Below are 24398 nucleotides of genomic sequence, written 5' to 3'. Positions count from 1 at the left end.
AACATTATTTTTTTACAGTGCTGATGAATTCGATCAGTCTTTTCACTGACGCCGCGATATCTTCTTTATCTGTTTCTATGATCAGATCAGGAGACTCCGGTATTTCAAAAGGATCATTTACCCCGGTCAAATTACTGATCTTCTCTGCATGCCCTTCCGGCAATAATGCCCTTTTATATAAACCTTTTGTATCCCTGCGTATCAATTCTTCAATGCTGCATTTAATATAAATCGTTTTTACATCCGGATAAGTTGATGCGATCTCTTTTCGTATCTCTTCATAAGGATTAATGGCGCAAATGATCGGGATGATATCACAGTCTGCAAACCTGCCTGCAATAAAAGCAAAGCGCCGGATATTCTGGTTCCTATCTTCTTTTGAAAACCCAAGGTCCGGACAAACATGTTTACGATATTCATCGCCATCAATTACTTCAATATTTTCATTTCGTGTTTTAAAATACGCTTTCGTTCCGGCTGCCAATGTTGATTTACCGCTTCCCGAAAGTCCACAAAACTGAATTATCATAATTCTGAATATTAATACACGAAAAAAATTGCCAAAAATAAGTACTTGCTTTTCTATTGCTGCGCAAAGTTATAGGTTTATCAGCTTTTAACCCGAATCAAAGAAGTAGAAAGGAACAAAGAGCTGAGTTCTTTTTCATGCCAAAAAAAATTAAATTTGAGGATGGCTATATTGAAAAGATTTAACACCCGTGCAAAAGCAGTTAATGATACCGGCTTTGGTGTAAACAGTAATGACAGCGGAGGCAGATTTGTAAACAGGGATGGGCATCCCAATGTTGCTAAAAGGGGTATTCCTATTCTTGAACGTTACAGCTGGTTTCATAGCATGCTTGCACTGTCCCGATGGAAATTTCTTTTCTTAATTATGCTTGCGTATATCATTATAAATATTTTCTTCGGGCTTGTATACACAATTATAGGTGTGGAAAGTTTAGGTGGAGTTGTAAAAGGAACAGCCTTTCATAATTTTCTTGAATCATTCTTCTTTAGTTTGCAGACCTACACTACGGTTGGTTACGGAAGAATAAGTCCGATTGGTTATCTCACCAGTTTTATTGCCGCCTTCGAAGCATTCTTAGGGTTGATGACCTTTGCATTAGCCACTGGTTTGATGTATGCCCGGTTTTCAAGACCCAATGCCTATCTTAAATTCAGCAGTATTGCTGTTATTGCTCCCTATAAAAACGGATCGGCTCTGATGTTTCGGTTTGTTCCTTTTAAAAACAATTACCTGACCGATGCTGAAGTAAAAGTTTCGCTGGCAATGAAACCGGAAGAAAATGGGAGCTTAACTAACCGATTCTTTAATCTTCAGCTGGAGTTATCAAAGATCAATGCATTAGCATTGAGCTGGACAATTGTACATGCTATTGATGAAACCAGTCCTTTGTATGGCATGTCCGCAGATGATATTAAGAATACATTTATGGAAGTGATGGTTTTTGTAAAGGCTTTTGATGAAGCTTATTCAAACACTGTTCTCGCAAGAACTTCCTATACCAATTCTGAAATCGTTTTCGGTGCTAAATTCAAGATTATGTACCACCCCGACAGCAATAGCCAGAAAACCATTCTTCAAATAGATGAATTGGATGATATAGAAAGAAAAGAATTACCCGTGCTGGCTGCTGCGGGTAACTGATAAGCTATCCTGCTTTAATTGTATAAAAGATTTCCGGTTGAAATAGTAAATCGCCAGCAAAAGAAAGATCGGAATAAAACTTACCAGCTTGATGAGTAAAAGACCAGTAATAAATCCCAACAAGTAAAAAAATATCATTATAAAAGCTCCACCCAGCAACTGCAGATCATTTACCGGGCTCACCACTTTGAAATAATAAAAACTCGGCTGCGTATAATTCAGTTCAATTGGTTTTGTAAAATGAAACCCGTCGGATACAACGATCTTTGTATGATTATCCTGTACTTCAATAATCACTGGTTGGTCATTATATAAAGGATATATCTCTTTACTATCCACAATAACCTGCACTTTCAGGAAACTGAGAAGTACCTGGTTTGTTCTCCGAATTACTATAAAGTTGTTTGCAGAAATAGTTTACTTCTTTAGTGACTTCATTATTTCAATAAAATCGGCAGCCACGAGCGAAGCACCACCCACCAATCCTCCATCCACATCTTTGCAACTGAAAATTTCCCTTGCATTACCCGCCTTTACACTGCCGCCATATAATATTGAAACGCTTTCAGCCACCTCTGAATTGTATTGCCCGGCAATAATTGCCCTTAGGTGTGCATGCATTTCCTGTGCCTGTTCGGTTGTAGCTGTTTTACCGGTGCCAATAGCCCAAATGGGTTCGTAGGCAATAACAAATCCTTTCATTTTTTCCGCCGGAAGATGAAAGAGGGATTCCTTTAATTGAACAGCTACATATTCATTTTGTGTACCTGCTTCACGAATTGCTAAAGGTTCGCCACAGCAGAAGATTGGGATAATATTATACTCGAGGCATAAATTCACTTTATCAGCAAGCATCGCATTGCTTTCCGCAAAATATTCACGACGTTCGCTATGGCCAATCACACAGTAATTAATGTTAATAGAACGCAGCATCTCAACCGACACTTCACCTGTATAGGCCCCAGATTTTTTGCTATAACAGTTTTGTGCAGCTACAACATAGTTCTTTTGTTCTTCTACATCACTTTTTGCCATTATCAGGTAAGGATAAGGAACAGCAAAAACAGAAAGCTGATCTTGTTTCATTTCAATTTCCGCATCCAGTATTTGATCTAACAATTTTTCTGCCTGCTGATAGGTAAGATTCATTTTCCAGTTTGCTGCTGCTATTTGCTTTCTCATAATTTTTCCTGTTATCTTTTATTTATTGTTGTTTATTTTTTATCCTCAGAAGTTCTGGAAAATATGCTTCAGGATTTTCTTTTCGTTTTGTTCAAGGCTTTTGCCCTTCATTTTTTTCCAATCTTCAATATCCAATAATGCTTTTTCAAAATCATAACGATTAACTCCATCGCTGCCCCATGCAAAAGAAGGTATATACTTGGGAGTGAGTCCTGCTCCAAATACATTAGCGCAAACACCGATTACCGTTCCTGTGTTGATAGAAGTATTAATTGAAGTATGTGTGTAATCACCCATCATTACGCCACATTTTCTTCCCACATTCAACTCACCTTTCGGCGTCCACACTCTTACATCGCTGGCATTATTCTTCATATTTGAATTTGTAGTGCCGGCCCCCAAATTACACCACTCACCTATTATTGAATCACCTAAATAACCATCATGGGCTTTGTTACTAAATCCAAATACTACTGAGTTCTTTATTTCACCACCGCATACTGAAGATGGCCCTAGAGAAACAGCTCCATAAATTTTAGAACCCATTTTCAAGCAGGCATTTTCTCCCAATGCAAATGGCCCTCGGATCAAACAGCCATCCATTACTTCTGCACCGGCACCGATATATACAGGACCAGTGGATGCATTGATAATAGCATGCTCAACCTTTGCGCCTTTTTCAATAAAAACCTGTAAAGGACTGCTTACTTTATTTGTTTTGGAAATGCGTTGTGATTTTCTTTTTCCCTTTAGTAATAAAAAATCGTGGCGTATTGCCCAATCATTCAAATGAAAAATATCCCATGGATAATGGATCGTTTTTACTTCACCATCAAAATCAACTGACTTCGTCACTTTCACTTTATGCTTTCCTGTTATTTCTTTTTTTGTAAACCTGAAAACAATGCCAGTAGTTCCTTTCGCTGAAATAAATTCACCATTCTTCAGCTGTTTGATCGTACGAATTAGTTGTGGGGTTGGCAAAACATTGCCATGAATCATAAAACAGGTATCATCATCTGCTATGTCAGAAAGATGAATGCTCCGGTCGAGATCTTTATAGTCATCTTCCTTTCGGTCATATGAAGACATACCCAACATTCGTTCCCATTTTTCTCTAATAGTAAGAATACCGACACGTATGTCCTGTATCTGCCGCGTCAATGTAAACGGGTAGAGGTTTTCCGGTTGGCAGAATTCTTCTGTGAAAATGATTTTGTTCATGGGAGTGTGATAGCTCAAAAATAAGGAAAGAAATACGGGAGGGCACAGAGGTGGTAAACAATTTTCAAACTGAGAATTATAAAAACAAACCCCCTGAAGAATCAGGGGGTTTAAAAGTATAGCCATGAAAAACAAACTCTTTGCGAAGCCTGTCCGAAGACAGTTTAACGAAGAGTCAGGACTAAGCTAAGGAATTATTTTTTTCAAACCGAATTTGTTTATAAACCGGTCATCAATTTACCTGTCTATAGTCTGATTAAGAACTATAAAAGAAGTAATTTTAATAAAACAAACCGTTATGAAGTACAGACTATTACTGTTCTCATTGGTTATTGCTTCAATAACAAAAGCCCAGACTTCTGTAATCACTTCCGGCGGCAGAACAGTTGGTGTTTATGATAACATTTACGGAGCTGTATTACCCGTCATAAAGCCGGACGATATAGAAGGCTCTCCTTTCTTAAGTGATGACTGGAACAAAGGAACTGTTGTTTTTAAAAAAGGAAAAAGAGCTGACAGCCTGCCACTAAAGTTTGACATCATAAATAACAAGGTTTATTTTCGACGGGATACCATGGCCATGGAGTTTCTTGAAGAGGTAACTTTCTTCCTATTCAATTATTATGAAGATGATGCATTAAAAACTGCATACTTTAAAAATGGCTATCCGGAAGAAGCCTCGCAGAATTCGGCAACATTCTACCAGGTCTTTGTAGAGGGCAATTCCTTTCATTTACTTAAATACCTGAAACGATTGATAAGAGAAGATTACGTGTACAATGGGCCCCCGAAAAGAAAATATGTGATGCAGGATATGTGGTATGTATTCGATGTAAAGAAGAAGCAACTAATACTGGTGAAACCCAACAAATCATTCTTACAAAAAAAGTTTAATGCTGAGTCTGATCGCATTGATGAATTGTGCCGTAAGAATAATTGGGATTTGAAAACAACTGATCAAATGATTGCCCTCTTCATTGAGCTAAATAAGGAATAGTTCATAACATGCTATATAAAAAAATAACCCCCCGGAGAACCAAGAGGTTTAAAGTATAGCCATGAAAAACAAATCGTTTAACCAGTGTTCTGCCGGTTTAAAAACTGTATTAATCTTTCTTTGCGTATTTCTTTTTGAATTTGTCGATACGACCTGCCGTATCAACCAGCATATTTTTGCCAGTAAAAAACGGGTGTGATGTATTGGAAATCTCCAATTTTACCAGCGGGTATTCATTACCATCTTCCCACTTTACTGTTTCTTTTGAAGCAGCAGTAGACCGGCTCAGAAAGCTGTGACTGTTACTCATATCTTTAAAAACCACTAAACGGTAGGCTTTTGGATGAATATCCTGTTTCATAAATCTTTGATTTTTAAGGTGTACGATTGCGACCGTACTGTTGTTAAATAATTAGGCCGGCAAAGATAAAGCCGGATAGCCGGAGTGCCAAATGAAAATTGAAAGAAAAAGGGGATAAAAACTAAAAGCGCCAAGTGAACTTCTTTCCAGCTTTCGCCTTCTTTCCGTTTACCCGACGCTTTCGTGAGTTACTTTCACCTTTTGAGGGGCTTCCGTATCTCAGGAGTAACTTCTTTCCTTGCGGATTTCTGTTTCTCCATACACTTCATTTTGTTTCCAAAACTCCGTGCAGTTGTAAAACGAATATAGCATTAGGAGATAGCGGTTTCCAAATTTTTCACCTTGTTGTTTAGCACTCCTTTTCCACTTTTTTTTACACATAAAAAGCATAAAACAACTGGGTTATCCACGTATCAATCTCTCATATTTACATATTGTAAAGGAAATTGGAGATTGGCTGTTTTGCATAGTTGGATCACGGCCTGTAAGTCGTCGATTTTTTTACCCTGGATCCTTACCAGGTCATCATTTATGGATGCCTGTACCTTCAATCCTGAGTCTTTTACCAGCTTCACTATCTTCTTTGCATCTTCCTGTGGCAACCCGTTTCTCACTGTTACTTCCTTTTTCCAAATCTTACCACTTTGAAAGCCTTCTTTTGAAAAATCAAAAGCCATCGGATCGATACCTTGTTTATGGGCACGGTTCATCAGCACATCACAAAGCTGGCGCATCTTCATGTCATCTTCTGTTTCGAGACTGATCTTAAAATCTTTCTTATTTAAATCCATCGCCACATGGGTTCCTTTAAAGTCAAACCTATTAGTAAGTTCTTTCAAGGTTACATTCACAGCATTGTCCAATGCTTGCGCATCTACTTTTGAAGTAATATCAAATGAAGGCATACAAAAAAATTTAGTCGGTCAAATGTAAGATTGTTTAAAAGAAAAAGGCCCTTCTATGAATAGAAAGGCCGGTATACACATGAGAAAACTCTGAACTATTTTATTGTCCGCCCTGCCCTACCCTGTTCTGTTCATCCTGCGAACTTGCATTGCGGCGCCGGGTTTGGTTTTGCTGGCCATTTTTACCAAAGCGCCATGTGAAGCTGGTAGAAACCTGGCGCACATCCGGCCGGGCACGGAAGCCTCCGCTTATTAACCCATACTCATTTCTTCCTTCAAATACCTGCCATGCAAAGGGATCACGAACATTTAAACGTAATGTACCCTTGCCTTTCATTATTTGCTTTTGCACACCCAGGCTCATTTGATATACTGCCTCCATTTTTGTAAGACCATTTAATGCTTTATGTCTGTAAAATCCACTAATCTCGCCGGTCCATCCTTTTTTAAAAGTATAGCTGTTCGTAATATTTATAGTAAATGTGGTATATGACATATCTATATCGAATGTGTCATACACTCCTTTGTAACGATTATTGTACACATTCGTAAAGACATTTGCATTCCACCATTTAGCAACAGTAATTGGTGCGGTGATAGAAATTCCTATGTTCCTGAAGCTGGCTACATTATCAACTGTAAGGAATCTTATTTTGCTATTCGGCTCTTGTTTCACTATTTGAGAAATGATATCATCTGTTGTATTAAAGTTTAGGGTTGTAATAAATTTGCCATTAAAGCTATGAGTAAGGTCAATGTTATGAGTGTATTGCGGACGCAAATATATATTCCCCTGCCTGTAAGAAAGTGTATCCAGGAAATAAGTAAAAGGGTTAAGATCCTGGTAATTGGGTCTCATTATACGCCGGCCATAAGCTACGGTCATTGAGTTCTTAGCATTTATTTTATAGCTTACAAATGCAGTGGGAAATAAATTGGTAGTGTCCCTTCTGAACTTTTGATTGGTCACTACCTGATTACCATTAGCAACTGTATTTTCCAGCCGCAAGCCAGCCTGTATCGTCCACTTTTTTAATTCACGGCTGTAATTCACATAAGCAGCATTGATATTTTCATCATAGATAAAATGATTGGATCGTATTACATCTGTTTCCCAGTTGCCACCAACCATTCTTTCATAATTAACAAGGTTATCATTTTTAACGAAACTTGTTTTTATTCCAGCTTCTATCTTTCCTTTTTTCAAAGGATGTGTATAATCACTTTTAAAAGTATAGATATCGATCTCAGCAGGTAAATGACCTCTTAAAAAGGATCCACCAACTTTTTCTATGTTGTTATTATAATAATCAGTTGTCAGAAGCATATCGGAAACATTCCTGTAAGTCACATAATCAAAGTCAGCCGTAAGCTCTCTGCCTGTTGAATCAAATGTGTGTTTCCAGTTGAGGTTAAGTGTAGCATTCTTAAACTTCAAGTCATTATCAATATTTGTAATCATCTTGCTCTCCAACACCCCATTTTCATCTACCAGGTCGGCTACTGAAACCGGTGTCGGGTGGCCTTTGAATGTAAACCCGCTTACTACTATACCCACAATATCTTTTTTAGTAATATCCCAATCAAGCCCAAGTTTTACAGTATGATTAGCGTTTCCAAATTTAAACTTGGTCTCAGTAAAGTTATAACCCGTTACATTTCCGTTCTCATCCAAAAACTTACTGTCAAGCGTCAGGTAATTTTGCCCACGGAAGTAGTTGGGATTATAATTTCCAAAGAGATTGATCTTATTCTTTCTCCAGTTAAAATTGAAACTGTTCTGCGACTTAGGGAAAACATACAGGGACTTCTCTGGCTTATGAAAACTTGCCGTTGCTCCCACCATTACACTACCGTTAAAGCCATTATTCTTTCCCTTCTTTGTTTTGATATTTATAATACCTGAATTACCGGCTGCATCATACTTTGAAGAAGGATTGGTCATTATTTCTATTTGGTCAAGCGCCGAAGCCGGTGTATTTCGCAGCAGGTTGGCAAGGTCAAGGGGCGATAAAAAAGTTTGCTTACCATCCATCATTACAATTACACCCTGCTTACCCCGCAAATTGATGTTACCATCATTATCTACTGTAATGCCTGGCGATTTTTCCAATATTTCCAACGCTGAAGCACCGGCGCTGGTCGGTGATGCGTCTACATTGACCACTGTTTTATCAATCTTGGTTTCAATGAATGGTTTTTTGGCAACAACCGTCACTGCATCCATTCCTTTTGCCTCTGCTACGAGTTTAATGGTTTCAGCCTTTATTGAAGAATGGCTAGATGAAATTTCAATTGATGAACCAATTGTTTTCGTAAATCCAATTGACGATACAGAAAGCAGGAATTTTCCATCACTGATATTTTCGAATTCATATTTCCCTTCTTTATCAGTAACAGCAATTTTCACCAATACTGAATCCTTTGCCCGAAGCAATGACACGGAAACTGATTGTAAAGGTTTTTGGGAATCGTCAGTGACAAGCCCGGAAATTTTTCCAATCTTATTCTGGGCAAATACAAGTGTGCAGAATAATAATCCTGCAAGGAGGACAGTTGGTTTACGCATACAATTGGCTATACTTTAAATAATAAAATTGGCTACTGTATAAAATTGCTATGAATAACTGATTGAACGAAAAGAAATATGACAAGTTTCGTAGATATTGTGTTGAAGGGTAAATAGCATGTTCCTATACACAAGCGGTAAGAATCCTATATAATCTAAACTGAATGTGAAAAATTGTTAAAAGCAAAAGCCCGTTTTATAAAAACGGGCTTTGCTCTCTTGAAAATTCCAAACTACTACTGACAGACTTCACAAGATTGTTTTATGGCTATGTAATAAATTTTAAATTATAGAATTACTCACCTCCTACCTTCACACGGTTCTGTTCATCGCTTGCACCACTGGTTCTTCTTTTTGCTCCGCCAACTTTTCCTTTGCTGAAACGATAAGTGAATCCTAATGCAACTTGTCTTGAGTCACGTTTCTGCTGGAATGATGCATCGATATTACTGTACTTGATAGTACCTTTTGCTTTTTGCGAATACAATACATCACGAACTACAAGTCTGAGTGTGCCTTTTCCTTTTATGATCTGCTTGGTTACTCCGACATTCAGCATACCCATTGATTGGATTTTAAAAACACCATCCACACCCGGTGTTCTGAAGAAACCGCTCAACTCACCGCCCCATGTTTTGCTGAACTTAAACTGGTTGTTGATATTCGCCATTGCTGTTGTAGCGCCGATCTCAACAGAATCACCATTTACAATTCCTTCAAACTTGTTGTTGAAAACATTTACATATAGATTTCCGCTCCACCATTTTGTAACCTGGCCATTTGCACTTACAGCTATTCCATACTGTCGTTGCTTTGCAATATTTGCTTTCTTTATAAAAGTTTCATTCTCGTCTGTATTCTGCTCCAATACTTCATTGATGATGTCGGTAGTACGTGTATAGTTCAATGTTGTTGTTAAAAATGATTTGTATGTATGACTCAACTCTACATTGTGTGAAAACTGTGGTTGCAAGTTCGGATTACCCTGTTCAAATGTGTATTTATCAAGGAACATAATAAATGGATTCAGATCTTGATAATTTGGACGATTGATACGACGGCCATAATTTAATCCAAGATTGTTGTTTTTATTTACTACGTATTGGAAGTAAGCAGTAGGGAAAAGCTGTGTATAGTTCCGGTTGAATTTCTCGCCAGTTGTTATGAGGTTTCCTTTTGCAATTGTATTTTCTAATCTCAAACCAAACTGCCCGGTTAATTTTTTGCTGAGTGGTTTTGAAAAATTCACATACGCAGCATTCACATTCTCCTCATAAATAAAATGATTACTTCTCCCGATATCAGGGACTTTAATGCCGTAGTTCAGGCTGTCATAGATTGCATTGTTATCTGTTTTTACAAAACTGGTTTTAACACCTGCTTCAAACTTTGCACCTTTCTTCATCGGATGTAAATAATCCATCTTAGCCGTGAGGATATTTATATTCTGCGGTAAGCTACCCAACAATGTATCTGCTTTGGCAATAGGATCACCATGTGTATCATAATAAGCATTGATCAGATACTGTGCATTTTCACTCTTATAATTGATATAATCAAGGTCTGCTGTTAATTCTTTACCTGTAGAATCAAAGACATGACGGAAATTAAAATTACCACTGAAGTTTTTCCATTTCTTATCATTTGAAGTACTTGCTAATGTCTGGCTTTGCAACACCTTGTTAGCATCATAGATCAATACATCACTGTTGTTACTGAACGTACCGGGGTTATAAAATCCCGTAAGTACAACGCCCAGCGTAGTTTTCTTATTTACAAAATAATCCATTCCTAGCTTTGTATTGAGGGACTGAGAATGTTCTTTTATTCTTGATTCCTGTTCAAAGAGAGAACGAACTTCATCAGTAGATGCATCAATAAATTTTCTTTGAATATCGAGGTCCTGGAAATTCTTCCGGTTAGTATATCCCAAGTTTGTAAACAGGTTTACTTTATTTTTCCTATAGTTGAACATGAAAGATTCATTCACTTTCGGATAACGGCCCTGACTCCATGTAGAAGAGAAACTGCCTGAATAACCTAATTGCTTGGTCTTTTTGGTTTTGATATTAATAATACCACTATTACCTGCTGCATCATATTTTGCCGGAGGATTGGTCATGATCTCGATCTGATCAAGTTGATTACTACCAATGCTGCGCAGATAATTTGCCAAATCAGTACCTGATAAATAAGAAGGACGGCCATCAATATAAACCTGCACCCCTTGTTTTCCTTTCAGGCTGATGTTGCCATCTTTATCAACAGAAATACCAGGAGATTTTTCCAATACTTCTAATGCAGATGTACCTACGTTAGATGCTGAAGCTTCTACATTCACGATCGTTCTATCAATCTTTTGCTCTATCAAAGGTTTTTTGGCAGCTACTGAAACGCCGCTTAGTTCCTTTGAAACAGGAATCAATTCAATTGTTTTTAATGTAACAGATGAATTAGCAGAATTGATCTCAAATTTTTCTGAGAAACCTTTTGCATGACCAACAGCAGTAATTGAAACCATATAACTTCCTTCAGCTACATTTTCAAAAACAAAATTTCCTTCTTTGTTAGCAACAGAAATTTTTGCAACAGAAGAATCTTTTGCTTTTATTAAAGTAATGGTGGCGGACTCAATGGTTTTAGTGTTGCCGTCAATTACTTTTCCAGCTATTCGTCCATTTTTCAATTGAGCCAAACTGACGATGGATAAGGTTAGTGCGACTGTCAGTAGAGTCAGAATCTTTCTCATTTGTGTAGGTTTTATAGTTAATTACTTGCTTTAATCAATTACAGTTCAAATATAAGTACTTGTTATTGCCAAGTACAGTGTTTTATAATGAGCGGCCATTTTCAATGATGTGTGGCCGCTTGTTGTTATGGTAAATGGGACGCAGAACCTTTATGTGGGTTACAATAAAATCCGATTCTGGTATAAAAGGTAAAAATCAGGAGATGACTGGTTTTAATAACCAGCCCTGAGGATGAATGAGTTAAATGCCAAACTCAACCTTTATATGATCATAATAGGTTCTACCTGAGGTTAGGCGAGTGCCTGATTTATCATCCATTACAAAAAGGAAACGGCCATTAAAATGCTTGTGCATCTCCCGGATCTTCTCCTTATTAATAATGTATGATTTCTGTATCCGGTAAAACCCGGCTGGAAGTTTTTCCTCCAGAATGCTCAAAGTCTGGTCTGTCAGATGCTTTTGGCCATCTGTTGTAAAGACAAAAACATACTTATCCTGGGCTTCCAGATAACTAATATTCTCAAACCTGATCAGAATGATCCGATCCCCGGTCTTAATTGGCAGGGCAGTTGCTTTTTGAGGGGCCTTTAATTGACTAATTATCTCCTGCAAGCCAGGTACATCTATCTGTGAGTTTACTTTTCCAAATTGCTTGAGTTTAAAAATACTTTGCTCCAGTCTTTCTTCTTTGATCGGCTTTAATAAATAGTCAATAGAAAATGTTTCAAATGCTTTGATCGCATATTGTTCATACGCCGTTGTAAAAATGATATTGGGTTTATGAATTAATTTCTCAATCACTTCAAACCCTGTAAAGTCGGGCATTTGTATATCTAAAAAGATCAGATCAGGTTTTAATCGTTCAATTTTTTCCAATGCCTCTCCCCCATTACCGGCCTCATCTATTACTTCCACCACATCTTTATATTCTGCAAGCAGACTTTTCATCAATCGTCTTGCAGCCGGCTCATCATCTATCACAATGGCTTTATACTGTGGGTTCATCTTTCATCAGTTTATGTATATGAATAGTAACCTGCTTTTGCGGCTGATTACTGAAATGAATTTCATAATTGCCAGGAAATAACAGATCAAGTTTATCGTAAATACTTTTTACTCCATAACCCGGGCTGAGTTCATCCGAAAAAGCTGGCCCGTTATCTTTTACTATCATCAGCATACCATCCTCATCACGTATTACTTCAATTTTTATCTCCGTCATTCTACCTGTTGCCTTTAGTCCATGCTTTACTGCATTCTCAACGATCGGTTGCAGTACAAACCGGGGAACCATAAAATGATTCAGTTCCGGATCTACATTTACAGAATACGTCAACTGGTCTTCAAATCTTACTTTTTCAATTTGCATATACACTTCTGCCATCTCCACCTCATCTCTTATTGTAGTGTAATTGTGATTACTGTAATTGATACTGTAGCGAAATAAATCTGCCAAAGCAATCGTCATCTTTCTTGCTTTCTTTCCATCGGTAATAGATAAATCAGCTATTGAGTTAAGAGCATTATATAAAAAATGCGGGTTGATCTTTGAATGCAGTGCATCCAGTTCAGCTTTTGTTTTTAATGCATGCAATTTTGAAAGTTCCAATTCTTTTTCATCCAGCTTTCGTTGCCTTTCCAGGTTTACATAACTCATCGTTACATATATAAATCCAGCAATACACCCGGTGTATAAATTAAATAAGAGGGTAAATTCAAGTTTGACGAATTTGCTGCCATTCGCAAAATAATTTACGGGGATGCCAGAAATAATGGTACAAACAATTACCGTAATTAATATTGTAGCCATCTTTTTTCGAAAGGAAGCTGTCTTTACCCAATTTAAATCACTGATGAACCATGTAACATTGAAAACGAACAGAACCATCCCTGTTACTGCAAGTGTCTGAATTAAATAATAGTGTAATACTTTTCCAGCGGTCGCCATTCTTGAAAACTCCGGCGAGGTAGGGGAAATAGCCAGGATGATACAGATCGCAACCAGCCAGACTACCAGGTTTTTCCTGATTAGCTCATTTTTAATAAATCGTTTGAATAACCGATTAATGTTAGCCAGCAAATAAAGGCTTGCAACCAATAAAAGCAGGCAAAAAATGATCATTATTAATAAATGATGAAACTTAAATTCCATAAGCCTGCAAATTAAAATTAAAGTGCCGTTGGTCAGGTTTGCCTTCGTAAACTAACAAATTTCAGGTGTGAACGAAGTATATTGCGGATAAAAATTAAGGATGATAATTGATTTCAGATCGGATACTGTCACAAAACCTTCACCCGGAATGCTGGAAGCCATGATGAAAGCACCGGTTGGTGATGATGTATTTGGAGAGGATACATCGATAAATGAGCTGGAAACAATGGCTGCAAAAATGTTCGGAATGGAAGCAGCGCTGTTTTGTCCCTCGGGGACAATGACAAACCAGATTGGTATTAAATGCCATACTCAACCCGGGGATGAAGTGATTTGTGATGAATCAGCACATGTTTACCAATATGAAGGTGGTGGTATCGCATTTAATTCGGGTGCATCTGTAAAGTTGTTATATGGTGACCGGGGAAGAATAACTGCAGAACAGGTAAAAACTTCGATCAACCCGGACGATAATCATAAACCAAGGACAAGTTTAGTTTGCCTGGAAAATACCAGCAACCGTGGAGGCGGGAGCTGTTATGATTTCAGTGAAATAAAAAAGATAAAACAAGTTTGCGCCGAAAATAATCTTGCCCTTCATTTAGATGGAGCAAGATTGTGGAATGCAATGATCACAAAAAAAGAAACTGCAATTCAGTATGGTGAAATATTTGACAGCATCTCGATTTGTTTAAGTAAAAGTTTAGGCTGCCCCATTGGTAGTTTATTGCTGGGCAAAAAAGATCTGATAAAAAAAGCAAGACGTGTACGAAAAGTTTTTGGTGGCGGAATGAGACAGGGTGGTTTTTTAGCAGCAGCCGGCATATATGCATTGCAAAATAATATTGAAAGGCTGGCGGAAGATCACTTAAATGCAAAACAGATAGCAGATGCGATCGCAAAGAAGGATTTTGTAAAACAATTGTTGCCTGTTGAAACGAATATTATCATATTTGAATTACATGATAATACTGCTCCCACGATGGTGAGTAAGCTTGCTGAAAAAAATATTTTATGCTATGCAATAGCGCCTAACAGGATAAGACTTGTGCTGCATCTTGACATTACTGAACAGATGGTTTCAAAAACAATAGATACATTTCAATCGTTGTAATTAAAATATTAACAACTATGCTCCCAAAAATAAATCCCTCAACAACCGAAGCCTGGAAAGCATTGGAAGCTCATGCTGCTGAAATGAAACAGCTGCATCTGCGTGAATTATTTGTCAATGACACTAACCGCTTTGAAAAATTCACTTTGAGCTCAAAGGATATTTTATTTGACTACTCAAAAAATATAATTGCAGGGAAAACAATTCAGCTTTTATTACAACTGGCGGATGAATGCAAACTGAAAGCTGCGATAGAAGCTATGTTCAATGGCGATAAGATCAATACAACAGAAAACCGTTCAGTGTTGCATATAGCATTAAGAAATTTTTCCAAACAACCTGTTTATAGTGAAGGGAAAGATGTAATGCCTGATATAAAAAAAGTGTTACGTCAAATGAAAACATTTTGCGATACGGTGCATGCGGGCAAATGGAAAGGGTTTACCGGGAAAAAAATAAAATATATAGTCAATATCGGGATTGGCGGAAGCGACCTGGGACCATTGATGGTTACTGAAGCGTTGAAACCTTATACTGTAAAAGGAATTGAAACCTTCTTTGTAAGTAATGTGGATGGAACACATATAGCGGAGACATTAAAAAAGGTTGATGCAGAAAAAACTTTATTCCTTATCGCCTCCAAAACTTTTACAACGCAGGAAACCATGACGAATGCCCATACGGCAAGAGAATGGTTTCTTCAACAGGCAAAAAAAGAAAAACATGTTGCCAAACATTTTGTCGCATTAAGCACAAACGAAACCGAAGTGGTGAAGTTTGGAATTGATAAAGCCAATATGTTTCCTTTCTGGGATTGGGTAGGCGGCCGCTATTCAATCTGGAGTGCAATCGGCTTATCTATTGCTTTAACTATCGGCTATAACAATTTTGAACAATTATTAAAAGGAGCTAACGCAACTGATACGGATTTCCGTAATGAATCATTCGAAAAAAACATTCCGGTGCTAATGGCGTTGATCGGTTTATGGTACACTAATTTTTTCGGTGCTCAAAGCGAAGCTATTTTACCTTACGATCAATACATGTATCGCTTTGCTGCTTATTTCCAGCAGGGCAATATGGAAAGTAATGGTAAATCTGTTGACAGAAATGGAGAAGCAGTTGAATATGCAACGGGGCCTATCATTTGGGGTGAACCGGGTACAAATGGTCAACATGCATTTTACCAACTCATACACCAGGGCACACCAATGATCCCCTGCGATTTTATTGCTCCGGCACAATCACATAACCCGATAGGTGATCATCATCCAAAACTGCTGAGTAACTTTTTTGCACAAACAGAAGCATTGATGAACGGGAAAACAGAACAGGAAGCTGAAGCAGAATTAAAGAAAGCAGGATTAACGACTGAAGAAATTTCAAAGCTATTGCCCTTTAAAGTTTTTGCAGGCAATAAACCAACCAATTCATTTTTGATCAAGAAGATCACTCCTTTCAATCTGGGACAGTTGATTGCGATGTACGAACATAAAATTTTTGTACAGGGTATTATCTGGAATGTTTACAGCTTTGACCAATGGGGAGTTGAACTCGGTAAACAATTAGCAAATAAAATTCTACCTGAACTAAAGAGCAAAGAGCCTGTAAGCAATCATGACGCTTCGACGAACGGGCTGATTAATGCGTATAAGAAAATGAGGAAATAGATTTAACTATAAAGTAAAATCACAACCATGAAAGCTTTAACAACAATCGTGTTTGTTTTTATTATCAATTCTGTCATTGGACAAAACAGAGAATTATTCGATGTGCAAAAGCATATTCAAGCCAACTTCAAAAAACAGAATCAATCAAAGCAACAGGACGCAATAGAACAATTCAGGAATAGGTTTCAAATTTTCATACCCGCAGCTTTTGATGATCAGATCAAGAAAAATGAAAAATCATCAATAGCAGGTAAGATTCCTACTCTAACATTTCAAAAACCTACAATGGGTTTAATGCCAACGTTAAATGCAAGACCAGTTACATCAGGAAAAATTCCAGACTCACAAGACCGTTGGCGATATCAATAATGTAATTCCGGAACTAACTCAACACTGTTTTTTATCTGATGTATCCTGTTCTTTCCTTTATACTTAATATACAAGTAAAAAGATGGCGGCGATTTTTCCTTGATTATAACTAAATCTCTCATTGCTTCTCCAACAGTAATTTTCCAAAGCGAAAGACCAGCTCCGGCGTTTAACTCTACCCGTTGATTATCCGGTAATCGTTCACCAACATAGATTTTGTTGGAATCAATCTTCGAAATGACCGGAATATAGTAATGATGATCTATAACCACAGCAATGATCTCCGGCGCCTTCACCGATTTTGTCACGATATAAATTTCCCGAATTGTATCCCTGTTTCTTCCAATTTCATTTCCACTATCATCAACCGGTATAGTACCCGGTGTATTGATCTTATAATAAGAGGCAGTTTTATAAATACCTGTTGCTGTTTGTGAACAGGAGCTTAGAACGACCAGGAGTGATAGTAGTGTAAAAACAAATATTCTATTGTAGGCCACATTCATACTTTACTGAATATTTATCAACTGTAAATTACTATTGAATATTCAATATCATGCCGGATTTAGATGTAAATAAAAATGGCTGCCTTCGCAGGCAGCCATTTAACAGAATGAAATGTTTTCTTATTCAACAATGACCTTCCCACCCACTTTCCAATCTTTCTGTAAGCGGTGACCGATCTGGATAATATAAACGCCTTTTGGTTTGCTTGTAAAATCAAAATCCATATCAAGCCATGGGTTCGTAGTATTCGTCAGCAGGAATTCTTTTTCTGCAACCATCGAACCAGCAGAGCTATAAATTCTTACTACTCTCCAATCAGTTCCCACTGGGGCAAATAACCTGATATGGAATAAACCTGTTGTTGGATTCGGATAAATAAATAGCTGCGAAAAATTTTGCGATGTAATTTTTACGGTGCCTGATTTATTTACACATCCGTTTATATCTGTTACAGTTGCCTGGTATGTGCCAATTCCATCTAAGTCCACAGTAACAGAATTGCCGGTTGCAGGTATTGCAGCTCCATTTAATGTCCATGCATAACTAACTGCTGCAGGTACACTACCCGCTGTTACAGTTGTTGTCTGTGTGGGTCGTACTTCGGAAGTTGGCGCTGCAGCTATAGTAACCACCGGCAATGTATTTACAGTAAGTATAACCGGCGAAGAAGTAACAGAACCACATGCAGCAATTGTTGCCACAGCACGGTATCGGTTACCATTTAAAGATTCTGTTGCTGATGTTATTGTAAGTGTAGCCCCTGTTTGTCCTGCAATGTTTGAATAATTGATACCGCCGTCAGTACTTACCTGCCATTGATAAGTCGGATTATTTCCAGAAGCTGCTACAGTGAAGCTTGTATTACTGCCAACACAAACTTTTCCGGTTACCGGTGGATTGGTTGTAATAGCACCTGGTGTATTAATAGTAAGTACTGCTGCAGCAGATGGAGTATTTAAAGGTGTGCAGGTTCCATTCAACACTACCCTGTATTGATAATTATTCATAGCTGTAGTAGCAGATAAAATACTAAGTGTAGCGGTAGTAACACCTGAATACGACGGACCATTTGAAACATTACTGAAGTTGGCGCCACCATTTGTACTCACCTGCCATTGATAGGTTGGGTTAGTTCCAGTAACAGTTACAGAAATAGAACCACCGCTTCCATTACAAAGTGTAGTGTTGGCCGGTTGTGCAGTTGGTGTAACAACAGCACAGTTCTGCAGATCAATTGTATAATCTTCCACCTGTCCCCATTCAGAGTTTCCGCATGAGGTATTATTTGTTGGAGGGCTTCCGGTATCCTGCAAACGTACACGCATCAGTGTAGTGCCTAATAACACATTTGCTGATTGTGCTGGAATTGTAATTGTGCCACTATGTGGACCTGCACTAATAGCGGATGTAAATACTAATTCACCTGCATCAGTAAATAATCCATTATGGTTAAAATCAATCCAGATATAAACCTGGTCATCCTGCCAGCCATTGGATAAGTTAACTGTAACAGGATAAGCATTGCCGGGCTGGAGTAAAGTGGAAACAGTCCTGAAATCTTCATACCCTGCTGCTGAAGTCGAATTGTTATTGATAGTATTTAATGTAACATTCGAAATTTTTTCACCGGCCGGATTGGTACTGTTTGCGCCTGCTGCACAATAAGGATTCCAACGATAGATCTGACCGGTTGCCGGTTTGGTAAGAATTGTTGATACCTCAGTTATAGAACTTACTGATGGTGATGCACTCGCATTTGACAATGACCAGAAACTATTGTTGCCTGTTCCCGTTGTTGTGATACCAATAGAAGCACCACCTCCTGCAGTGGCGATAGCACCTGATTCCTGCTGATAAACAAATTCGATAACATTAGTTGTTTCATATAGTTTTAATTGGAATGACATTACTCCTCCTAATGCATTAAAGTCCCATTTTGCATTTGCCCACTGAATGGTAAGCACTCTTGAAGGAGCCGAACCAGTGAGCACATAAGAAACAGCACCTGCCACACCCATATCAAGGTCATCCCATAAAAGAGCAACGATCGGACGTTGTGCACTCACACCACTTACAAGACTATTACTCCATGTATCTGTATTATTAGCTAAGGCTGTAGAACCAAAGGCAGCAAAGCCATTTGCACAGGGGCGAATAGTAGTATAAGGAACTCCGTTATAAGTAAACGTAAAGCCTATAGGAACTGCGTTAGCAGGTGTTGCAATACCATCGTCGTTATTAGCTGCAGCATTGTATGTGAGTGTAACAGCAGTACCACCACTGATGGGAGTATAAGTTCCGCTTACTGCTTCAAAAGAATATAGCGGCTGTGCATTTACAGTATATACTATCAGTATAGCCAGCACCGTGGTTAAAAATTTTCCATTCATAAAAAGGTATTTGGGATTGTTAGTTTTTTAAATTCAGATGAAAGAAGACTGCCGCTGGGGCAGTCTTCCTTATGATTGAAATTATTGCTTCATGAGTTTTTGCGTGAACTGTTTATCACCCACATTTATTTTCAACAGGTAAATACCTTTAGATATGATACCAGTAGTATTAATATCATACGTAACCAACCCGGCAGCACCTGAATATTGTTTTACCAGTTTACCGCCTGCATCATAGAATGAGAATTTAACAGGCTCTGATGGCATCCGTGCAAACCGGATCGACAATGAAGTTGTAAATGGATTCGGATAAATAAACAACCGCTGTGGTGCATTATCCTTTTTCAGGTAAACGATATTACTATACAGAATATATCCATCTGTATGCATCATTTTAATACGGTAATAATTATCCAGCACATTTTCATGATCAACATATCCATAAGTGCTTGGTATCAGTTTATTTCCGGCTGCATTCACAAAACCGATCTGGTGGAAATTAGTACCATCATATGATTTTTCAACGATAAACACAGAACTGTTGATCTCTGCAGATGTAGTCCAACTCAGATCGATATCAGCATTATTGGAGTTAATACTTCCGGTAAGTGTAAGTATCGTATTCATTCTTCCCGGTATACCAAAGCCATAAGCAGACAAACCATTTTCAAAAATACCGGTTAGTGTATAGAAGTCATTCGGCCCGAATGTTCTGCGTACAGCATTGATCACCTGTACTGAACCCGGTCCATCGGGTTGTGCAACAGCCGGTGTTACATTATTTATTCTTGAAGGCAGTTTAATGATCTGGATACTATCCCATGTTTTTCCTGTTGCGGCTTCCCATCCGTCTTTTTCTGCTTTGGTAAAGTAGAAAGTCACTTCATGTTTACCTGTTGCATTATTCGTAGCTGGCAATACACGGAATGTTTTATTCATCAGGTAATTTGCTGTATTCGTATTCCAGAACTGAGTTACTCCAGTGCCCGCCCTGTCTATAACAACCTGGGTACATCCGTAATCATGTGATGAAAGATTCAGCACCCTTGACATTATTTCACCTGATGCATTATAGTAATACAAATCAGCTGAAGGCGCCAGGTATTCAGTTTTTGTACTGTTGAGTGCTGTAGCAACAGGATCACCAAAGGTTGCAGCAAATGTTGCGACAGTTCTTGCATCATTTACAAACGCAGCAGCTAATGCACAACCGGCTCCTCCTGCAGTTGTCCAATTAGAATAAGTAGAGCCGCGTACGCCAGCACCAAGCGGAGAACCCATTGCTTCTATTACATCACCTAATGCATCAGCCGTACCTCCGGTATTATCATAACACATTTGAACTATAATGTTTGAAGTTCCATCCCAGTTAAATGGTGTACTGAAATTAAAATTATTGTCGCCTGTAACGGTTGTATAATCTCCTGTGTAGACCTGGGTGAATGCACCTCCAGCAAATCCAGCACTAAGTGTACCAAGAGTACTTTGTGACAATGAAATATTAAGCCCTTTAAATGGCTGTGTTGAGTTTTTAGTTTTTACTCTTACACGCATTGCACTTAAGGTGGCTTTTGTTGTAATACCCGCAGCTCTCAATTCTGCAGCAGTATATAGCAATTGAATCCGGTGCTTCAGTTTTGTTCCATCAAATGGAGTTGACAAAGAGCTAAGATCTGTATTATAAGTTCCGATTGTAAATTGCCCGTTGGTTACAAATGGAATCGGGAACCTGTCATTATCTGCAATTGTTACCTGGTGACTGGTTATTAAACCCGGAACTGCATTTGTAGTACCGGATACTGTAAATCCGAATGTAAAGTTCTCAGGATTTTCAACCTCAGCATCATCATAAATGCGAAGTGTAATAAATTTTACACCGGTAGCTCCGCTGGTAAAACTTAGCTGGTTCGATGGTGCCGCAAAATTTCCATTAGTTGTAAAGTCATAGTCAGTTACTCTAAGCGCAGATCCTCCGTTTACATTAATATTTACTGTTGCATCACCACTCGCAGGATTCACTAAACCAATTCCGATCTTATAATCGTTATAAGAACGACAACCTGTTGTAGAAACTGTTTGCTCTGCAACCACTGATGATGATTGAACAAAGCTTACATAAGGAAGAACCACTGCAGGAATTTTAGCAGTAAATAATCCCCGGCCATGTGTAGCAGCAACAATAGTGCTGTCACTGGTACGCATTCTGATCATATCGGTACGTACAGTTGGGAAAGTTGTATTCGGCATCCAAACCGTGCTTGCTCCATTTACCAGATCAGTTGAATAGATCCCTGCTTCTGTTGCAAGTATTAACCTGTCGTCACGACCTGGTTCAAATAATGCCCAACGAACAGGCATATCAGGTAAGTTACCGTCAATAGCTGTCCAGTTTGTACCACCATCATTTGTATACCAAACATTATTAATACCAAAGTTTGTGTACACGGCAACTAAAACATTATCAGATGTGCCTGTGTTGATACAGTTAATTGTACCTCCTGTGAAAGATGCTCCAGTGATATTTGTTATTGTAGGTGTTGCATTCGCATTATCCAATCTTAAAACACGACCGCCATTTGATCCCAGGAAAACACGATTGGGTGTATATGGAGAAACTTTAACCGATGCGGCTACGCCACCATTTAATAATGCAACAGGAACTACAGTTGTTGTATTGGCTGTATTTGCATTTGGCCAGCGCATAATATTATTCGCCGTCCAGCAGGCATACATTGTGTTTTGTGCATCATCATAATCAAACGGGTTTACAAATAAACCTGCTGTAGTTGATGGATTAATACTTGACCAGGTTTGTCCGCCGTTTGTAGTTCTACGGTATTGATTAAATACATAACTGCCAAATTGAATATTCGGATCCAGTTGATTGATGTAGACATAACAACCATCACCACCAGTTACTTCATTCGAAGGCCCGAGTCCCGGATATTTTAACTGGTGAACTCCATTGTCCTGCGCTCCGGCAATTAAATAAGGTGAGCCTGCAGCCGGGTGAATTGCACCGGCATAAAATTGCTTGATACCGAGGTTACGGTTTTTATCTCTCCATGTCACTCCATTATCTCTAGTAAGAAATACACCACCGTCGCAACCGATAAGTATCCTGCTTTCGCCATCTTTATACCACCATTGCATGAAATGCTGATCAGCATGAACATAAGGCGCAGTAGTAACCCAGAAAGTATGTCGTGTCCATGTAGCTCCACCGTTTGTTGATCGGTATGCATCCAAACCACCACAAAGCAGTTCATTTGTATTTCTTGGATTAACCGCTAAAGTAAGATTGTACCAGCCCTGTCCGCTGCCAAGACCGGCCGGCAATATAGTTGTGTTTTGTTTTACCCAGGTTACACCACCATCAACAGATTTATAACAGCTATCAGTATTATGTGCTGTGTTTGTAGTAACACCATACACGGTATCTGCAATTGCTGCAAGCTCGAGCCTAACGGCCAATGTATTTGATATCCTAAAATTTGATCCCAATGTCCAACCTGTAGCTTGAGTAACATTAACCGGGTCATTGGTAACATAAGGCCTTACAGTTCCTCCGGCAGTATTATAACCAAAACTTGCATATAATTTACCAGTACTACTTATTTCAAGATCAGTACATGTGGCCGTAGCTGTAGCAGTACCTAAAGCAGTAGGTGTAATATTTTCCCAGGTAAGACCGCCATCTTTAGATCGTGACAGACCATTTAAATTGGATGCAGGCGATGCAGTAGTTCGTGATCCCAGGTAAACATTACCTGCATTATCACAAACTATCCTGAAGTTCCTGATGAAATTTACAGAAGAAGGAAGTTGCGTCCATGAAAGACCTTTGTCAGTAGATTTCCAAACTCCTTTACCCAATACAGCGTCTGCATTGCTTGCAGCTTCTCCTGTACAGAAATACATGATGCTTGGGTTTGCAGGGTTCTGACAGATAAATGCAATCGCAAGATTGCTGAAAAAATCATCAACTGCCGTCCAGTTTGGAATTTCAGACAGGAAATTTGTGCAACGCCATAAACCCCCAGCCACACCACCAGCAAACACTGTATTGCCAGTAGGATCATTTAAAGTATCAACCAATACTGCACGTACACGACCTGCAGTATAATTTACACCAGCACGGGTGTTACCATTGCTTGGGCCAAGACTATCATAAATTGGTCCCCGCTCCTGCCAGAGTAATGCTTGTTGAAGACGTTGCTGAGGCAATTGATTTTTTAATTGCTCGGTATAAACCATGGCATCATAAAGCCTGGTGTAAGGAACATAGCCCAAAGCAGGATCTTTCAGGCGATCAGCCTCAAATTGATCTCTTTCCATTGGGCCATCATAGCCTTCTTCCTCTTCTTCTTCATCAATAAAAACCTTTGATTGGGATGTTGTACAGGAATAAAAAGTGTAAGCGCATAAAACGGCACTTACCATAATCAGGTAAAATTTTCTCATGCTTTAATTAATTTTTGGTTTAGCATCAAGCGAAAGCTGAAGATACGTGTTGTTACGAAGACAACCTTTTGA

At 38.5% G+C, this 24398-nt stretch carries 18 protein-coding genes; 5 read left to right on the top strand and 13 right to left on the bottom strand.

All coding sequences use genetic code 11. From position 1 onward, the window contains the following. Positions 1-4: 4 nt before the first annotated feature. Entirely contained in the window at positions 5-529 is a 525-nt protein-coding gene (gene cysC / locus E6H07_18715) for an adenylyl-sulfate kinase (GenBank protein TMI61555.1), read from the bottom strand. 162 nt (positions 530-691) lie between these two features. Here cysC and E6H07_18710 point away from each other — a divergent pair, with 162 nt between their 5' ends. Beyond that, entirely contained in the window at positions 692-1672 is a 981-nt protein-coding gene (locus E6H07_18710) for an Inward rectifier potassium channel Irk (protein TMI61554.1), read from the top strand. On the opposite strand, the gene E6H07_18705 is transcribed toward E6H07_18710, so the two are convergent. From E6H07_18705 to E6H07_18695, 3 genes are all read right to left on the bottom strand, one after another. After that, positions 1643-2023: a hypothetical protein gene (locus tag E6H07_18705; protein ID TMI61553.1), complete on the bottom strand. Its 381-nt coding sequence runs from the start codon at positions 2021-2023 to the stop codon at positions 1643-1645. The genes E6H07_18710 and E6H07_18705 overlap by 30 nt on opposite strands. A 66-nt stretch (positions 2024-2089) precedes the next feature. Further along, a complete protein-coding gene (locus E6H07_18700; GenBank protein ID TMI61552.1) occupies positions 2090-2854 on the bottom strand; it encodes a triose-phosphate isomerase in 765 nt (254 codons plus the stop codon). A 45-nt stretch (positions 2855-2899) separates the two neighbouring features. Further along, positions 2900-4078: a glucose-1-phosphate thymidylyltransferase gene (locus E6H07_18695; GenBank protein TMI61551.1), complete on the bottom strand. Its 1179-nt coding sequence runs from the start codon at positions 4076-4078 to the stop codon at positions 2900-2902. A 298-nt stretch (positions 4079-4376) separates the two neighbouring features. Here E6H07_18695 and E6H07_18690 point away from each other — a divergent pair, with 298 nt between their 5' ends. After that, on the top strand, positions 4377-5075 hold the full coding sequence (locus E6H07_18690) for a hypothetical protein (GenBank protein ID TMI61550.1): 699 nt from the start codon (positions 4377-4379) through the stop codon (positions 5073-5075). Positions 5076-5184: 109 nt separating this feature from the next. Here E6H07_18690 and E6H07_18685 read toward each other — a convergent pair whose 3' ends face one another. The 6 genes from E6H07_18685 to E6H07_18660 form a co-directional block, all read right to left on the bottom strand. After that, positions 5185-5436, bottom strand: coding sequence for a type B 50S ribosomal protein L31 (locus tag E6H07_18685; protein ID TMI61549.1), 252 nt, complete (start codon positions 5434-5436; stop codon positions 5185-5187). A gap of 413 nt (positions 5437-5849) precedes the next feature. Next, positions 5850-6341, bottom strand: coding sequence for a YajQ family cyclic di-GMP-binding protein (locus E6H07_18680; protein TMI61548.1), 492 nt, complete (start codon positions 6339-6341; stop codon positions 5850-5852). Between the two features lie 100 nt (positions 6342-6441). Beyond that, positions 6442-8910, bottom strand: a complete 2469-nt coding sequence (locus E6H07_18675) for a TonB-dependent receptor (GenBank protein ID TMI61547.1) — start codon at positions 8908-8910, stop codon at positions 6442-6444. A gap of 295 nt (positions 8911-9205) precedes the next feature. Then, entirely contained in the window at positions 9206-11659 is a 2454-nt protein-coding gene (locus E6H07_18670) for a TonB-dependent receptor (GenBank protein ID TMI61546.1), read from the bottom strand. Between the two features lie 241 nt (positions 11660-11900). Further along, a complete protein-coding gene (locus E6H07_18665; protein TMI61545.1) occupies positions 11901-12665 on the bottom strand; it encodes a response regulator transcription factor in 765 nt (254 codons plus the stop codon). Next, positions 12649-13812: a hypothetical protein gene (locus E6H07_18660; protein ID TMI61544.1), complete on the bottom strand. Its 1164-nt coding sequence runs from the start codon at positions 13810-13812 to the stop codon at positions 12649-12651. Before E6H07_18660 ends, E6H07_18665 begins: the two co-directional genes overlap by 17 nt. A gap of 100 nt (positions 13813-13912) precedes the next feature. Here E6H07_18660 and E6H07_18655 point away from each other — a divergent pair, with 100 nt between their 5' ends. The 3 genes from E6H07_18655 to E6H07_18645 are packed head-to-tail and all read left to right on the top strand — an operon-like array spanning position 13913 to position 16965. Beyond that, entirely contained in the window at positions 13913-14926 is a 1014-nt protein-coding gene (locus E6H07_18655; protein TMI61543.1) for an aminotransferase class I/II-fold pyridoxal phosphate-dependent enzyme, read from the top strand. Positions 14927-14943: 17 nt separating this feature from the next. Beyond that, positions 14944-16596: a glucose-6-phosphate isomerase gene (locus tag E6H07_18650; protein ID TMI61542.1), complete on the top strand. Its 1653-nt coding sequence runs from the start codon at positions 14944-14946 to the stop codon at positions 16594-16596. 27 nt (positions 16597-16623) lie between these two features. Then, complete coding sequence (locus E6H07_18645) at positions 16624-16965, top strand: hypothetical protein (GenBank protein ID TMI61541.1); 342 nt, start codon at positions 16624-16626, stop codon at positions 16963-16965. Here E6H07_18645 and E6H07_18640 read toward each other — a convergent pair. The 3 genes from E6H07_18640 to E6H07_18630 form a co-directional block, all read right to left on the bottom strand. Beyond that, positions 16959-17471 (bottom strand): hypothetical protein, encoded by a 513-nt coding sequence (locus tag E6H07_18640; GenBank protein ID TMI61540.1) that lies wholly within the window; start codon positions 17469-17471, stop codon positions 16959-16961. The genes E6H07_18645 and E6H07_18640 overlap by 7 nt on opposite strands. 120 nt (positions 17472-17591) lie before the next feature. Further along, the gene (locus tag E6H07_18635) at positions 17592-19862 is read right to left on the bottom strand and encodes a T9SS type A sorting domain-containing protein (GenBank protein TMI61539.1); all 2271 of its coding nucleotides are present in this window, start codon (positions 19860-19862) and stop codon (positions 17592-17594) included. Positions 19863-19943: 81 nt separating this feature from the next. Next, positions 19944-24326 carry a T9SS type A sorting domain-containing protein gene (locus E6H07_18630; GenBank protein TMI61538.1) on the bottom strand — a complete coding sequence of 1461 codons (4383 nt, stop codon included), beginning with the start codon at positions 24324-24326 and terminating at the stop codon, positions 19944-19946. Positions 24327-24398 lie beyond the last annotated feature (72 nt).

It is taken from the genome of Bacteroidota bacterium, from assembly GCA_005882315.1.
GTDB lineage: Bacteria > Bacteroidota > Bacteroidia > Chitinophagales > Chitinophagaceae > VBAR01.
This window is presented reverse-complemented; position numbering and strand designations above follow the sequence as displayed.